The 15130-nt window shown below is 69.6% G+C and carries 11 protein-coding genes; 4 read left to right on the top strand and 7 right to left on the bottom strand.

The window, feature by feature from the left end; genetic code table 11:
• Nucleotides 1–30: 30 nt before the first annotated feature.
• Nucleotides 31–1458 carry an amino acid permease gene (locus ACWGKJ_RS05450; RefSeq protein ID WP_385022925.1) on the bottom strand — a complete coding sequence of 476 codons (1428 nt, stop codon included), beginning with the start codon at nucleotides 1456–1458 and terminating at the stop codon, nucleotides 31–33.
• Between the two features lie 391 nt (nucleotides 1459–1849).
• On the opposite strand from ACWGKJ_RS05450, the gene ACWGKJ_RS05455 reads away from it, so the two are divergent.
• Nucleotides 1850–2077: a DUF6243 family protein gene (locus ACWGKJ_RS05455; RefSeq protein ID WP_385022780.1), complete on the top strand. Its 228-nt coding sequence runs from the start codon at nucleotides 1850–1852 to the stop codon at nucleotides 2075–2077.
• 110 nt (nucleotides 2078–2187) lie between these two features.
• Here ACWGKJ_RS05455 and ACWGKJ_RS05460 read toward each other — a convergent pair whose 3' ends face one another.
• Nucleotides 2188–3564 (bottom strand): MFS transporter, encoded by a 1377-nt coding sequence (locus tag ACWGKJ_RS05460; RefSeq protein WP_385022923.1) that lies wholly within the window; start codon nucleotides 3562–3564, stop codon nucleotides 2188–2190.
• Nucleotides 3565–3755: 191 nt separating this feature from the next.
• Here ACWGKJ_RS05460 and ACWGKJ_RS05465 point away from each other — a divergent pair, with 191 nt between their 5' ends.
• The gene (locus ACWGKJ_RS05465) at nucleotides 3756–4610 is read left to right on the top strand and encodes a helix-turn-helix transcriptional regulator (protein WP_385022777.1); all 855 of its coding nucleotides are present in this window, start codon (nucleotides 3756–3758) and stop codon (nucleotides 4608–4610) included.
• Here ACWGKJ_RS05465 and ACWGKJ_RS05470 read toward each other — a convergent pair.
• Nucleotides 4583–6037, bottom strand: a complete 1455-nt coding sequence (locus ACWGKJ_RS05470; protein ID WP_385022774.1) for an MFS transporter — start codon at nucleotides 6035–6037, stop codon at nucleotides 4583–4585. The genes ACWGKJ_RS05465 and ACWGKJ_RS05470 overlap by 28 nt on opposite strands.
• Before the next feature lie 65 nt (nucleotides 6038–6102).
• Between ACWGKJ_RS05470 and dusB the strand changes: the two genes are divergently transcribed.
• The gene (gene dusB, locus ACWGKJ_RS05475) at nucleotides 6103–7233 is read left to right on the top strand and encodes a tRNA dihydrouridine synthase DusB (RefSeq protein WP_385022771.1); all 1131 of its coding nucleotides are present in this window, start codon (nucleotides 6103–6105) and stop codon (nucleotides 7231–7233) included.
• A 592-nt stretch (nucleotides 7234–7825) separates the two neighbouring features.
• Complete coding sequence (gene ppdK / locus ACWGKJ_RS05480; RefSeq protein WP_453315674.1) at nucleotides 7826–10570, top strand: pyruvate, phosphate dikinase; 2745 nt, start codon at nucleotides 7826–7828, stop codon at nucleotides 10568–10570.
• A 178-nt stretch (nucleotides 10571–10748) separates the two neighbouring features.
• On the opposite strand, the gene ACWGKJ_RS05485 is transcribed toward ppdK, so the two are convergent.
• From ACWGKJ_RS05485 to ACWGKJ_RS05500, 4 genes are all read right to left on the bottom strand, one after another.
• Nucleotides 10749–11666, bottom strand: coding sequence for an alpha/beta fold hydrolase (locus ACWGKJ_RS05485; protein ID WP_385024620.1), 918 nt, complete (start codon nucleotides 11664–11666; stop codon nucleotides 10749–10751).
• 179 nt (nucleotides 11667–11845) lie between these two features.
• On the bottom strand, nucleotides 11846–12835 hold the full coding sequence (locus ACWGKJ_RS05490) for a carbohydrate ABC transporter permease (RefSeq protein ID WP_385024618.1): 990 nt from the start codon (nucleotides 12833–12835) through the stop codon (nucleotides 11846–11848).
• A 1-nt stretch (nucleotide 12836) separates the two neighbouring features.
• On the bottom strand, nucleotides 12837–13730 hold the full coding sequence (locus tag ACWGKJ_RS05495; protein ID WP_385024616.1) for a carbohydrate ABC transporter permease: 894 nt from the start codon (nucleotides 13728–13730) through the stop codon (nucleotides 12837–12839).
• A 45-nt stretch (nucleotides 13731–13775) separates the two neighbouring features.
• Nucleotides 13776–15047 (bottom strand): ABC transporter substrate-binding protein, encoded by a 1272-nt coding sequence (locus tag ACWGKJ_RS05500; protein ID WP_385024614.1) that lies wholly within the window; start codon nucleotides 15045–15047, stop codon nucleotides 13776–13778.
• Nucleotides 15048–15130 lie beyond the last annotated feature (83 nt).

Raw genomic sequence — 15130 nt, forward strand, 5'->3', positions numbered from 1 at the left:
GGGTGGATCACACTTCTTCTCGGCGGGCGGTCAGTCTTCTCGGGCGGTCATGCCTTCGCGGGCCAAAGCGCCTTCGCGGGCGAGCTGGGAGCGGCGCATCCCGTAGCCGAAGTACAGCACGAGCCCGGCGGCCATCCAGATACCGAACCACACCCAGGTACTCGCGCCGAGACTGGTCATCATCCAGAGGCAGAGCGCGAAGCCGATGGCCGGGGTGACCGGTGAGAACGCCACCCGGAAGTTCCTCGGCATATCGGGCCGGGTCCGGCGGAGCACGATGACCGCCGCGTTGACCAGCGCGAACGCGAAGAGCGTGCCGATGCTGGTGGCGTTGGCCAGCTCGCCCAGCGGGACGACCGCCGCGAGGACGCCGCAGAGGAGCGAGACGATCAGCGTGTTGGCGACCGGGGCGCCGGTCCGCGGGCCGACCTTGGCGAACACCTTGGGGACCAGTCCGTCGCGGGCCATCGAGAACAGGATGCGGGTCTGCCCGTAGAGCACGGTCAGGACCACGCTCGCGATGGCGATGACCGCACCCGCGGCGAGCAGCACGGCCCAGAAGCTCTGCCCGGTGACGTCCCGCATGATCTGCGCGAGGGCCGCGTCCGCGTTGTGGAAGTCCTGCCACGGCATGGCACCGACGGCGACGAGAGCCACCAGGCAGTAGAGGGCGGTGACGATCAGCAGCGAGAGCATGATCGCGCGCGGCATGTCGCGCTTGGGGTCGCGGGCCTCCTCGCCTGCGGTGGAGGCCGCGTCGAAGCCGATGTACGAGAAGAAGAGGCTGGCGCCTGCCGCGCTGACGCCGGTCATGCCGAGCGGCATGAAGGGCTTGTAGTTGCCCGCCTTGATGCCCGACGCGGCCACCGCGCAGAACAGGACCAGCGAGGCGATCTTCACGACCACCATGATCGTGTTGGCGCGGGCGCTCTCCCTGGCACCGCCCAGCAGGAAGGCCATCGCCAGCAGGACGACGAGCAGCGCGGGGATGTTGACGATGCCGCCGTCGCCGGGCGGCGCGGAGAGCGCGGTGGGGATCGTGACGCCGATCGTGCCGTCCAGGAACTCGTTGAGGTACTGGCCCCAGCCGACGGCGACGGCCGCCACGGACACGCCGTACTCCAGCATCAGACACCAGCCGCAGAGCCAGGCGACGAACTCGCCCATCGTGGCGTAGGTGTACGAGTAGGAGGAGCCGGAGACCGGGATGGTGCCCGCCAGTTCCGCGTACGAGAGGGCCGAGAAGAGGGCGGTGAGCCCGGCGATCACGAAGGAGATCACCACGGCCGGGCCGGCCTTGGGGACCGCTTCGCCGAGTACCACGAAGATGCCGGTGCCCAGGGTGGCCCCGATGCTGATCATCGTCAGCTGCCACATGCCGAGCGAGCGCCTGAGCTGCCCGCCCTCGCCCTGCCCGCCCTCGGCGATCAGCCGCTCGACGGGCTTGCGGCGCGTCAGCGGGGAGCCGGAGCCGCCGCCGCCGGACCTGGGGCCGGGGCCCGGACCGGCCCGGTCCCGGGTGGTCGGCGCTGCGTCAGGTCGTGCCACGGTGAGGCTCCTTCATCGCTGCCTGCTCCGGCGGCGGGGCCCGCGCGTACGGCACCGTCCACGGGTGCGCGTCCCGGCGCACAGCAGGAGGGGACCGCCGAGCCTGGGGTCTCCACCGCTCCACGTACAGGGCAGAACACTACGAGGCGTGCGTACTGGCCCGTAATGCAGGTTCCTTGTCCATCTGCGGCGATTCATTGCGCGCATCCACGGGGAACGGTTGATCGTGTACGCATCGTCCGGGCCGGGCCCGGAAAAATACGGTGCGTCCCCCGGTGGTGGTCCCGGTACTCTGACCGGCATGGCAAAGAGTCGCAACAACCTTCTCGGCGTGGGCGGACAGCGCAAGAAGATGCCCCGTGCGGGGGCGCAGAGTTCGGCCGCCGCAGGCGCCGAGGACCGCAGGTCAGCCGCTGACCAGAAGCAGGAACTGCTCCAGAAGATGCGCGAGCGGGCCGCGGGGGCCGACGCCACCGCGACGCCCGACAGCGCGGCAACCGGCACCGCGAAGCCCCACGCCGAGGGCTGACACGCCGGGCACCACGCCACACCACAGTTCAACCCGGTACACAGCACGGTGGGCCCGGATCGTCTCCACGATCCGGGCCCACCGTCGTTACGGCTCCGCTCCGGCAGGCCCTACCGCACCGTGCGCGGCAGCCGCAGGCTGAGCAGCGCGGTCACGGCGACCGCGGCCAGCTGCAGCAGCAGCGTCACCGCCAGCGCCTCCCGCATCCCCAGCGATGTGGTCAGCGACAGGAAGAGCGTGCCGAGTGTGGCCACCCCCAGCGCCAGCGACGCCTGCTGTGTCGTGGTCATCACACCGCCGCCGACCCCGGCCCGCTCCGCCGGTACGTCGGAGAGCACGATCCGGAAGAGCACCGGCAGCTGGAGCCCCTGCCCGAACCCGGCCAGTGCGGTGCCGGGGGCGAGGGTCGCGATACCGAGACCGGACCAGCCCCACCACACGGTCGCCGCGAGCACCGCGACCCCTACGGCCTGGATCACCCCGCCCGCGGTCACCACCCGGCTCGCATACCGGCCGACCAGCCGGGGACCGGCCAGCGAAGCGGTGAAGAAGGCCGCGGCCATCGGTACGAGCGCCAGCCCCGCCGCCACCGGACCCATCCGCAGCCCCTGCTGGAGCGCGACCGCGATGACGAACATGAATCCGCCGAAACCGATCGAGAACGGCACCACCAGCGTGAGCCCGCGCCGCAGTGAGTCGAGCCGCAGCAGGCTCGGCGGCACCAGCGGCACCTCGCCCCTGCGGTCGGCCGCCCGCTCCGTGCGGTAGAAGGCCGCAGCCGCGAACGGGAAGACCCCCAGCGAGATCCAGGTCCACAGCGGCCACCCGGCGGCCCTGCCCTCGGTGAGCGGCGCGAGGAGCGTCACCAGCGAGAGGGCCAGCAGCAGGGTGCCGGGTATGTCGACGGGTGCGGGCTTCTCCGACCGGGTCTCCGGTACGGAGCGGACCGCCAGCACCAGACCGAGGAGCGCGACCGGCACATTGACCAGGAAGATCGACCGCCAGCCGGTGCCCGCCACGTCCGCGGCGACCAGGACGCCGCCGAGTATCTGCCCGGCGACCATCGAGAGCCCGGCCGTCGCCCCGTAGAGCCCCATGGCCTTCGCCCGCCGCGGGCCCGCCGTGGTGGCCTGGATGGTGGCGAGCACCTGCGGGAGCATCAGGGCCGAAGAGGCGCCCTGCGCCACCCGTGCGCCGACCAGCGTCCAGGCGTCGGGCGAGAGACCGCAGGCCAGCGAGGTCAGGCCGAACGCGGCCATGCCGATCAGGAAGAGCCTGCGCCGCCCGATCATGTCCCCGAGCCGCCCGCCGAGTACGAGCAGCACCGCGTACGCGACGCCGTATCCCGCGACGACCAGCTCCAGCATCGCGGGTCCCGCGGCCAGGTCGTGGTCGATGGTGGGCAGGGCGACATTGACGATGAAGAAGTCGATCAGCGGCAGCGCAGCGCCGAGCAGCACCGTGAACAGGCCCAGCGTGGAGAGCACCGGGGTGGGGTGGTCGTGCCGGCGGACGGTGCCGGGAAGGGTGGATGGAGTCCGTACTGTCGTGCGTGTCGTAGCTGTCGTATTGCTCACGGAACCGAGAATGCTCCGGCGCTCAGACTGGTACCAGAGTCTTCTTATCCTGGTACAAGCAGTACCTGGCAATGGCCTGCCCCGTCCTGCACTCTGGGACCATGACGACAGTTGCGCCGGAGACCGATGTACGCAGGCACGAGCTGGCCGACTTCCTGCGCAGCCGCCGCGAGCGCATCACGCCCGAGCAGGCGGGGCTGCCGCGCGGCGCCCGGCGCCGGACCCCGGGGCTGCGCCGCGAGGAGGTCGCCCAGCTCTCCGCCGTGGGCGTCACCTGGTACACCTGGCTTGAGCAGGCCCGTGACATCACGGTCTCCCCGCAGGTCCTGGACGCCATCGCCCGTGCGCTCCTGCTCGACCTGCACGAACGCGCCCACCTCTTCTCGCTGGCCGGCGCCGTCGACCCGTCGCCCGGCGCGGTCTGCCCCTCCATCACACCGGCGCTCTCGTCCCTGATCGAGCAGCTGGACCCGGTCCCCGCCTGCATCCAGAACAGCCGTTACGACATCCTCGCGTACAACCGCACCTACGGCCGGCTGCTCTGCGACCTGGACGCCGTCGCCCCCGAGGACCGCAACTGCATGCTGCTCTCGTACACCAACGAGGACTGGAAGTCCTCGGCCGTCGACCTCGACGCCATGCACCGGGTGATGGCCGCCAAGTTCCGTGCGTCGATGGCCGGGCATCTGGCGGAGCCCGCCTGGAAGGCGCTGCTCAAGCGGCTGGAGGCGGTGTCGCCCGAGTTCCGTGAGGTCTGGGCGCGGCACGAGATCATCGGCCCCGGCAGCCGGACGAAGCGCTTCCACAACCGGTATGTCGGGCCGCTGCTCGTGGACCACACCGACCTCTGGCTCGGCCCGGCGTCCGGCCCGCGCATGGTGACCTACGTACCGGCCAACGCCGAATCCCGTGAACGCCTGGAGCGGCTCTACGCGTTGGCGTCCGCCACCGTCTGAGCCGTCTCGGGGGCGTCGAGCCGCTCCGCGGTCCGCCGGGCCGAGCGCTGTGCCCACCTCCCGCTGGTGAGCAGCCCGAAGACCAGGACCGCCAGACCGCACCCGGTGATGATCCACCAGGCGGTACGGCTGGCTCCGGCGAAGCCCGCCGTGTGCGCGGCCCCGCTCACGCCCGATGCCAGCACGGCCCCGATCACGGCGACCCCCAGCGTCGATCCGATCTGCCGGCTGGTCGAAGCGACCGCTGCCGCGACCCCGGCCTGCGCGCGGGGCATCCCGGAGACGGCGGTGTTGGTGATCGGCGCGTTCACCATGCCGAAGCCGATCCCGAACAGCACATAGCCGGTGAAGAGCAGCGGGGTGTGCTTCTCGGCGTCGAGCACCGCGAAGCACAGACCGCTCAGCGCCATCGCCACCCCCGCGGCCAGCAGCGGGATCCGCGGCCCGCGATTGCCCACCAGCCGTCCCGAGAACGGTGCGCAGAGGAAGGTCAGTGCCGCCATCGGCAGCATGTAGAGACCCGCGTGCAGCGCGGAGAGGCCGCGGACGTCCTGCAGATAGAGCGTGTTGAGGAAGAGGAACCCGCCGAGCGCGGCGAAGCCGCACACCGCGATGACGGTGGCGCCGCTGAACGGCGCGCTCCGGAAGAACCGCAGGTCGATCAGGGGTTCCGGGCGCCTCGGCTCGTACAGCACCAGACCCGCGAGTGCCAGCAGGGCCACCCCGGTGAAGGAGAGGATCAGCGGGGAAGTCCAGCCGGCCGACGGGGCCTCGATGATCGCGTACGTCACCGAGCCCAGCAGCGCGATGACCAGCAACTGGCCCACCGGGTCCGGCCTGCGGCCCTTCGGGGCCCGCGACTCCGGTACGTAACGCCAGGTGAGGGCCAGCGCGGCCAGGCCCACCGGAAGGTTGATCCAGAAGATCGAACGCCAGCCGACCGAGTCCACCAGGAGGCCGCCGACGATCGGGCCCGCCGCCATCGAGATCCCGACGACGCCACCCCAGACACCGATGGCGCGGGCGCGTTCGCGCGGCTCGGTGAAGGTGTTGGTGATGATCGACATCGCGACCGGGTTGAGCATCGAGCCACCGACGGCCTGCACCATCCGGAAGACGACCAGCGACTCCAGATTGGGGGCGATCGAGCAGAGCGCCGAGCCGAGGGTGAATATCACCAGACCCGCCATGAAGACCCTGCGCCGCCCGATCCGGTCGGCCGTCGAACCCGCGAGCATCAGCAGCGAGGCCAGGACCAGCGTGTACGCGTCGATCGTCCACTGGAGTCCGGAGACCGACGCGTGCAGCTCCTTCTGCATCGAGGGGAGGGCGACGTTCAGGACGGTGTTGTCGAGGCTGACGATCAGCAGGCTCATGCAGCAGATCGCGAGCACCAGCATCCGCCGGCGGTGGGTGAGCTCGGGCATGTATGAATAGTACGGTTAACTAACGAGTTCGGTGTACGTGGCACGGTGTACGCGACAATGGATTCATGACCACGCTCTCCATCGGCCCGCACTCCGTGCAGCCGCCCGTCGTGCTCGCCCCCATGGCGGGTATCACCAACGCCCCCTTCCGCACGCTCTGTCGCGAGTTCAGCGGCGGTAAGGGCCTGTTCGTCAGCGAGATGATCACGACGCGGGCGCTGGTGGAGCGCAACGCCAAGACCATGCAGCTGATCCACTTCGACAAGACCGAGACACCGCGCTCGATCCAGCTGTACGGAGTCGACCCGGTCACCGTCGGCAAGGCGGTCCGCATGATCGTGGACGAGGATCTGGCCGACCACATCGACCTGAACTTCGGCTGCCCGGTACCCAAGGTCACCCGTAAGGGCGGCGGCTCGGCGCTCCCCTTCAAGCGGCCGCTGCTGCGGGCGATCCTGCATGAGGCGGTCTCCAACGCGGGCGGCGCCGTGCCCGTCACGATCAAGATGCGCAAGGGCATCAACGACGACCACCTCACCTATCTCGACGCGGGCCGGATCGCGGTCGACGAAGGCGTCACCGCCGTCGCGCTGCACGGCAGGACCGCGGCCCAGCACTACGGGGGGACCGCCGACTGGGACGCGATCGCCCGGCTCAAGGAGCATGTCCCGGAGATCCCGGTGCTCGGCAACGGCGACATCTGGTGCGCGGACGACGCGCTGCGGATGATGCGGGAGACCGGCTGCGACGGGGTGGTCGTGGGGCGCGGCTGCCTGGGGCGGCCCTGGCTCTTCGCCGATCTGGTGAGCGGCTTCGAGGGCACGCGGGCCCGGCAGGCGCCCGCGCTGCGCGAGGTCGCGGCGGTCATGCTGCGGCACGCGACGCTGCTCGGCGAGTGGATCGGTGACGAGACCCGTGGCGTGATCGACTTCCGTAAGCATGTGGCCTGGTATCTGAAGGGGTTCGCGGTCGGCTCCGAGATGCGCAGGCGGCTCGCGGTCACCTCGTCGCTGGACGAGCTGGGCAGCCAGCTCCAGGAGCTGGACCTGGACCAGCCGTGGCCGGACGGCGCGGACGGGCCGCGCGGGCGCACTTCGGGGAACAACCGGGTCGTCCTGCCCGACGGCTGGCTGAAGGATCCGTACGACTGCTCGGGCATCAGCGCGGATGCCGAACTGGACACGTCGGGCGGCTGACCGGCCGGGTGCCCGCGCCGGGTGCCCGCCCCAGCGATCCTCGCCCCTCGCCCGTCGCCACCGCTCATCCGAGCGGGACGGGGGGCTTCGGGCTTTTCCCGGGGGAGAGCGCGGCTCCGGCTGCCCCCGGCCCGATGTACGGCACGGCACTGAGTGCACACTGCACCGCTCTGCGGGAATGCCTGTCCGCCAGGCGAACCAGGAAGGTCCGAATAGTGGCCTGAGACCCAGTCGGGTGGCGTGATTCTCGCCACCTCTGATCGGGTGGTTGCTCAGATGAGCGATTAAACCTGGAGTGTACTTCTCAAAGCCTGGCACTGGGTGCCAGGTGGCAATCGTTCTCGCAGTGAACTCGATATCGCCAAGGGTGGCCGAAACTGCCCACACATGCCTCACACCTGGCTACGGACCGAAGTGATGCCTTCAAGGGTTGAATTCAACGGGTGCTGAACCCCGCCCTCACGATCACTTTCGATCTGCTGGCAGACGAGTGGTTACGGCCGTACGGCGACCAGGTGGACGTACCCAGGAGCCTTCGATCTGGGTATGTTCCTCGCCGTCAGGGCAGCCAGTCCGCGAGGAGTCGAGTCCCGTGCCGGAATCGAAGAACGCAGAACCCCACGTAACTCAGGCGCAAGCGCCGCAGAAGTTCGTTTATGACTTCACCGAAGGCAACCGCAACCTCAAGGACCTGCTCGGCGGGAAGGGTGCCAACCTCGCCGAGATGACCAACCTCGGTCTGCCCGTCCCTCCGGGCTTCACCATCACCACCGAGGCGTGCAAGACGTACCTCGACAGCGGCGACGAGCCCGTCGAACTCCGCGACGAGGTGAGTGCGCACCTCGCCGCCCTGGAGAAGACGATGGGCAAGAGGCTCGGCCAGGCCGACAACCCGCTGCTCGTCTCGGTCCGTTCGGGCGCCAAGTTCTCCATGCCGGGCATGATGGACACCGTCCTGAACATCGGCCTCTCGGACAAGTCCGTGGCCGGACTCACCAAGCAGTCGGGCGACGAGCGGTTCGCGTGGGACTCCTACCGCCGCCTCATCCAGATGTTCGGCAAGACCGTGCTCGACGTCGACGGCGAACTCTTCGAGGAGGCCCTGGAGGCCGCGAAGAAGGCCAAGAAGGTCAGCGTCGACACCGATCTCGAAGCCGGCGACCTCAAGAAGCTCGTCGGCCGCTTCAAGAAGATCGTCAAGCAGGCCGCCGGGCGGGACTTCCCGCAGGACCCGCGCGAACAGATGGACCTGGCCATAAGGGCCGTCTTCGATTCGTGGAACACCGACCGCGCCAAGCTCTACCGGCGTCAGGAGCGCATCCCCGGCGACCTCGGCACCGCCGTCAACATCTGCTCGATGGTCTTCGGCAACCTCGGCCCGGACTCCGGTACCGGTGTCGCCTTCACCCGCGACCCGGCCAGCGGCCACCAGGGCGTCTACGGCGACTACCTGCAGAACGCGCAGGGCGAGGATGTCGTCGCGGGGATCCGCAACACCGTGGCGCTCGCCGATCTGGAGCAGATCGACAAGAAGTCGTACGACCAGCTCATGCAGATCATGGAGACCCTGGAGACCCACTACAAGGATCTCTGTGACATCGAATTCACCATCGAGCGCGGCCAGTTGTGGATGCTCCAGACCCGCGTCGGCAAGCGCACCGCAGGCGCCGCGTTCCGTATCGCCACCCAGCTGGTCGACCAGGGGCTCATCGACGAGGCCGAGGCGCTCCAGCGGGTCAACGGGGCGCAGCTCGCCCAGCTGATGTTCCCGCGCTTCGACGGCCAGGCCAAGGCCGACCTGCTCGGACGCGGCATCGCCGCCTCGCCGGGTGCCGCCGTCGGCAAGGCGGTCTTCGACTCGTACACCGCGATCAAGTGGTCGCGCTCCGGCGAGAAGGTCATCCTGATCCGCCGCGAGACCAACCCCGACGACCTCGACGGCATGATCGCCGCCGAGGGCATCCTCACCTCACGCGGCGGGAAGACCTCGCACGCGGCCGTGGTCGCACGCGGCATGGGCAAGACCTGTGTCTGCGGCGCCGAGGACATCGAGGTCGACACCAAGCGCCGGCGGCTGACCGCGCCGAACGGTGCGGTCATCGAGGAGGGCGACACCGTCTCGATCGACGGCTCGTCGGGCAAGGTGTACGCGGGGGAGGTGCCGGTCGTCCCGTCGCCGGTCGTCGAGTACTTCGAGGGCCGGATGCACGCGGGCGCCGACGACGCGGACGAACTGGTCGAGGCCGTCCACCGGATCATGGCGTACGCGGACCGGCGCCGCAGGCTGCGGGTGCGGGCCAACGCGGACAACGCCGAGGACGCCCTGCGCGCCCGGCGGTTCGGCGCGCAGGGCATCGGCCTCTGCCGTACCGAGCACATGTTCCTCGGCGAGCGCCGCGAGCTGGTCGAGCGGCTGATCCTGGCCGACACGGACGACGAGCGCGAGAAGGCGCTCGGCGCGCTGCTGCCGCTCCAGAAGAAGGACTTCATCGAGCTGTTCGAGGCGATGGACGGGCTCCCCGTCACGGTCCGTCTCCTCGACCCGCCGCTGCACGAGTTCCTTCCGGACATCACCGAACTCTCGGTCCGCGTCGCACTCGCCGAGTCCCGCAAGGACGCCAACGAGAACGATCTGCGCCTCCTCCAGGCGGTGCACAAGCTCCATGAGCAGAACCCGATGCTGGGGCTGCGCGGGGTGCGGCTCGGGCTGGTCATCCCGGGTCTGTTCGCCATGCAGGTACGGGCCATCGCCGAGGCGGCGGCCGAGCGCAAGGCAGCCAAGGGCGACCCGCGCGCGGAGATCATGATCCCGCTGGTGGGCACGGTCCAGGAGCTGGAGATCGTCCGCGAGGAGGCCGACCGGGTCATCGCCGAGGTGGAGGCGGCCACCGGCACCTCGCTGATACTGACCATCGGCACCATGATCGAACTGCCCCGCGCCGCGCTGACGGCGGGCCAGATCGCCGAGGCGGCGCAGTTCTTCTCGTTCGGCACGAACGACCTGACCCAGACGGTGTGGGGCTTCTCCCGCGACGACGTGGAGGCGTCCTTCTTCACCGCGTACCTGGAGAAGGGCATCTTCGGCGTCTCCCCGTTCGAGACGATCGACCGGGACGGGGTCGGCTCGCTGGTCCGCAGCGCCTGCGAGGCGGGTCGCGCGACCCGCCCCGACCTCAAACTGGGCGTCTGCGGCGAACACGGCGGCGACCCGGAGTCGGTCCACTTCTTCCACCAGGTGGGCCTGGACTACGTCTCGTGCTCACCGTTCCGCATCCCGGTGGCCAGGCTCGAAGCCGGCCGGGCGGCAGCCGAGTCGGACGGCAGCGACAGCCGCTGACCCGACCCCGCTGACCAGACCCCCGGAGCCGCCGTCGGGTTCACCCCGACCCTCACCGACCCCGTCGGCGGCTCCGGTGCAGAAACCGGAGGGACGGCACCCGTGCGGGGATGCCGTCCCTCCTGGCATGGGGTTTTCAGAGGCCGTGTCTGACCGGCCGGCGGGGCGCAGCGGCGCGTCAGCCGTGGGCCTTCGCCATGGCCTCGACCGACTTGACGACCACATCCGGGCGGTCGGCCGGAATGTCGTGTGAGCTCCCCTTCGCGACGACAAGGCTTCGGTTGGGTGCGGCGTCGGCGAACTGCGTCTGTGCTTTACGCCATAGCTGTGCGTCCTCGGGGGTGTCGAAGGGCGTCTTCGACGACGCGATCACCGTCGCCGGGACACTCTGCGGCCAGGAGATCCGGTGGTAGGCGTGGTGCGTCGGGCCGTAGTTGCTCGCCGTGGCGAGGAGTTGGCGGATCGGCTTCGTCGAGAGGGTGCCGTCGAGTTGTGCCACCTGCGCCTGGTTCGCGGCCTCGATTTTCGCCGTCTCGCTGTCCGTGTAGAAATTCGGCAGGCCGGCGTCGACCAGGACGGCGCCGGAAACCCACTTCGGGTGCTTCTTCGCGAAGTACGTGGCGACCTCGCCCGCCTGGGAGTGCGAGACGAGAACCACGTCATGGGTGGCGCCCAGCTCGGTGAGGCCGGCCTCCAGGTCGGAAGCGGCGTTCTGCGCGTTCCAGGCGCCGACGACCTCGTCGCTCTTCCCGATTCCGGCACGGTCGTACGTGATGATCTCGGACCCGGTTTTCCTGGCCAGGACAGGCGCGATCCTCTTCCACTGCGACGAGTCCAGGCCGCCGCCCGCGTCCAGCACGATGGCCGGGAGGTGGCCCGGTGTGACATGGAAGGCCAGCTTGTGGCCGTTGTTCGCGATCATGTGGAGCGAAGAAGCAGTGGCGGTGGCCGACGGGCGGCCTGACCGGGACGGTACGGACGCAGCGGAGGCGGTGGAGTTCCCGTACGCCGCGAGGGACACGGCCGCGACCGTGGCCAGAGCCACCGTCGCGAAGACTGCGGTACGGCGACGTGGTGTGGTGGCGCGTGCACTCATGAGCGGGCTCCTGAAGGGGGAAGTACCGGTCGCCGAGCGGCTTGGTGCCGGCTTTCGGCGGGTTCCGGTGGATGCCTTTGAACGCCTTCAGTCTTGTCGGCCCGGGGGCGGGGGACGATGGAGCTGCCGGGTGAGTGCGGGTGTACCTGAACTCCGTATCGTTGGTGGTGCCAGCCCCCTCAGTCGTCGATCCCCGACCGCTCCACCCCCGCCACGATGTGCCGTTGCAGCAGCAGGAAGACCAGCAGCAGCGGCAGGATCGACACCGCCGCCGCGATGAACAGCTCGTGGAGGTTGACCACTTGGCCCGTGGTGAAGGTCGAGAGCGCCACCTGTACCGTCCACGCGTTCTTGTCCTGGCCGATCACCAGCGGCCAGAGGAAGGCGTTCCACGCGCCGATGAAGACGATCGTGCCGACCGCCGCGAAGACCGGGGCCGAGTTGGGGACCACGATGCGCCAGTACGTACGCCAGTAGCCCAGGCCGTCGACCTTGGCCGCGTCCTCCAGTTCCTGGGGGAAGCCGAGGAAGTACTGGCGGAAGATGAAGCAGGCGAACGCAGAGAACAGGGTCGGGATGATCAGGCCGCGCAGCGTGGAGATCCAGCCCAGCGTGGAGACCAGTACGAAGCTCGGTACGAAGGTCACAGCCGCCGGGACCATCAGGGTGCCCAGGATCGCGTAGAAGACCTTGTTCGCGTGGCGGTACGGGATGCGGGCCAGGCCGTAGCCGGCCAGTGAGGCCAGCAGGACCGTGCCGAGGGTCGTCGCCACCGCGATCAGCGCCGAGTTCAGCAGCGAGCGGGCCATCGGGACCGCCGGGTCGTCGAACAGTTCGCGGAGGTTCGACCACTGGAGGTGGGAAGGGAAGAACGTCCACGCGGGTGAGGTGATCTCCTGCTCGGTGGAGAGCCCGTTGCGCAGCAGCAGATAGAACGGGATGAGGAAGAGCGCAGCCAGCGCGATCAGCAGGACGGTCCGCAGCGCGCGTCCCGCCCGTACCAGGGCGTCGTCACGTCGGGCCGTCCCGGAGCCGCGCGGCGTGCCGGAGCTGCGGGGCGGTCCTGAGCTGCGAGGCGAGCCGGAGCGGCGGGACGTGCCGGAGTCGCGAGGCGTGCCGGAGCCGCGCGGCGTGCCGGGGTCGCGGAGTGTGCCGGAGCTGCCGGGCATGTCAGTCCTCCGTCCTGCCGAGCCCGAACCAGCGGGCCTGGACGATCGTCACCACCGCGATGATCAGCGCGAGGATGACCGCACCCGCACTGCCGAGCCCGAGGTTCTGCCCCTGCCCGAGCGCCGTGTAGTAGAGGTACACGAGCGGTGGGCGCGCGTACGGCGGATAGCCCCGGGCGTCGCTCAGCAGGTTGTAGAACTCGTCGAACGCCTGGAACGCGTTGATCACGAGCAGCAGCACCACCGCCACCGAGGTCGCCCGCAGCTGCGGGAACGTGATGTGCCGGAAGACCTGCCAGCCCGGCCGCGCCCCGTCGACGGCTGCCGCCTCGTACAGCTGGGGCGCGATCCGCTGGAGTCCGGCGAGGAACAGCACCATGTAGAAGCCTGCCTGGAGCCAGAGCCGCAGGGTCACGATGACCAGCCAGTACCAGGGCGGATGGGTCGTCGAGAGCCACGCCGTCTGGTCCTGGCCGAACCAGCCGAGCACGGTGTTCGCCAGCCCGAACCTGACCCCGTTGAAGACCGAGAGCTTCCAGATCATCGAGGCCACCACATAGGAGCAGGCCGCCGGGAGGAAGAACACCGACCGGAAGAAGGACTGCGCGAACCGCATCCGGTTCACCATCAGGGCCAGCGCGAGCGAGAGCACGTACGTCGCAGGCACGATGAACAGCGAGAAGACCGCGAACGTCCACAGGCTGGAGGTGAACGCGCCGTCGCTCAGCATCGAGGTGTAGTTGCCGAGCCCCACGAAGTGCGTCGGCGAGACCGTGTTGTGGGCGTCGAAGAAGCTGAGGTAGAGACTCCACAGCAGCGGTACGTACGTGAAGAGCGCGAGGCCGGCCGCGAAGGGGCCGACGAAGACCCAGAACCAGAGCGTGCGGTGTCTCACGGCTCCCTCACCTCCCTCACCGCCCCCACCTTCCCCACCGCTCCCTCATGACTTCTTCTTCTGTACCCGCCGGAGCTCGGCGTCGGTCTTGCGGACGACCGCCCTGACCTCGGTCTCCGGATTCGCGCCGTCCTTGATGATCCGGTTGAGGGCGTCCTGGTACGCGACCTGGCAGGCGGGTGTCCACAGCAGCGGCTGGGCCCAGCCGCTGTCGGTCGCGTACCGCACCGCGTCCGCCGCAGCGCCCTCCCGCAACTTCGCCGCCTTCTTCGCCAGCGAGATCCGGGCCGGGATGTGGAACCCGTAGGAGAGCGCGAAGTCCTCCTGGTAGGCCGTCCGGTCGATCCAGAGCCACTTGGCGAACGCCTTGGCCTCGGCGCGGTGCTTGCTGCGCGCGCTGACCGCCGAGCTGTACGCCCCGACCGGGACCGAGGGCTTCCCGTCCGGGCCGTCCTCGGGGAAGGGCAGGACGCCGAAGTCGTCGCCCAGCGCCTTCTTGACCGCCGGGAGCGCCCACAGACCGCACCACTGCATGGCGGTGAGTCCCTGGACGAGCGCCGAAGGGTCCGACCAGTCCGCCGGGGCGCCGAGCAGTAGCGACTTGTCGGCGTACAGCCGGTGGAACCTGGCCAGCGTGCGGGCCGCAGCCGGATCGTCGAAGCCGGTCTTCCCGTCCTCGGTGACGAGGCTGAGCCCGGCCGAGTAGAGCGGGGTCCCGCCGAGCACACCCGCGCCTCCGTCATTGCCGAGGAAGAGGCCCTTGACCTTCTTGCCGGTCAACGCCTTTGCCGCGTCCACGAGTTCGTCGAGTGTCCGGGGCGGCTGGACGTTCGCGTCCTTCAGGAGGCTCTTGCGGTAGTAGAGGAGCTGGGTGTCGATGGTCTGCGGGATGCCCCAGATCTTGCCGCCGTAGGTCTTCGGCGCGAGTACCGCCTGGTTGAAGTCGTCCTTCACTCCGTCGAAGAGGCCGGTCAGATCGGTGACCTGGCCGCCCTGGATCTGGTCCAGGGTGGGCCCGTTGACCTCGAAGACGTCCGGGCCCGACGAGGAGAGCAGGGCGGCGGCAGTCTGCTGGTCGTAATTGCCCGGCCGCCACTGGATCTTGACGGTCGCCTTGCGATAGGCGTCCGCGTACCGCCGCACGGCCTGCTCGGTCCCGGCCTCACCGTACTGGTGGTACCACTGCTGGAGCGTGGGCCCGCTGCCGCCCGAAGCGCCGTCGTCCCGGCCGGTGTTGGACCCGCACGCGGCGGCGAGCGCCCCGGTCAGTGCGAGGCTGCCTCCGCTGGTGAGCAGTCGCCTGCGGCTGATGGTCATGGTGCGTCCCCCTGGCTGCGTCGGCGTCGGTCATCGTTGCACGCCCCTAACGATCAACCATGGTGCGGGATTACGACAGGGGT

The sequence above is a fragment of the Streptomyces sp. NPDC054757 genome, from assembly GCF_053612185.1.

Coding starts and splice junctions, on each gene's coding strand:
- ACWGKJ_RS05455 (WP_385022780.1), top strand. CDS start 1,850: ATGGCAAAGAGTCGCAACAACCTTCTCGGCGTGGGCGGACAGCGCAAG.
- ACWGKJ_RS05465 (WP_385022777.1), top strand. CDS start 3,756: ATGACGACAGTTGCGCCGGAGACCGATGTACGCAGGCACGAGCTGGCC.
- ACWGKJ_RS05470 (WP_385022774.1), bottom strand. CDS start 6,037: ATGCCCGAGCTCACCCACCGCCGGCGGATGCTGGTGCTCGCGATCTGC.
- dusB (WP_385022771.1), top strand. CDS start 6,103: ATGACCACGCTCTCCATCGGCCCGCACTCCGTGCAGCCGCCCGTCGTG.
- ACWGKJ_RS05485 (WP_385024620.1), bottom strand. CDS start 11,666: ATGAGTGCACGCGCCACCACACCACGTCGCCGTACCGCAGTCTTCGCG.
- ACWGKJ_RS05490 (WP_385024618.1), bottom strand. CDS start 12,835: ATGCCCGGCAGCTCCGGCACACTCCGCGACCCCGGCACGCCGCGCGGC.
- ACWGKJ_RS05500 (WP_385024614.1), bottom strand. CDS start 15,047: ATGACCATCAGCCGCAGGCGACTGCTCACCAGCGGAGGCAGCCTCGCA.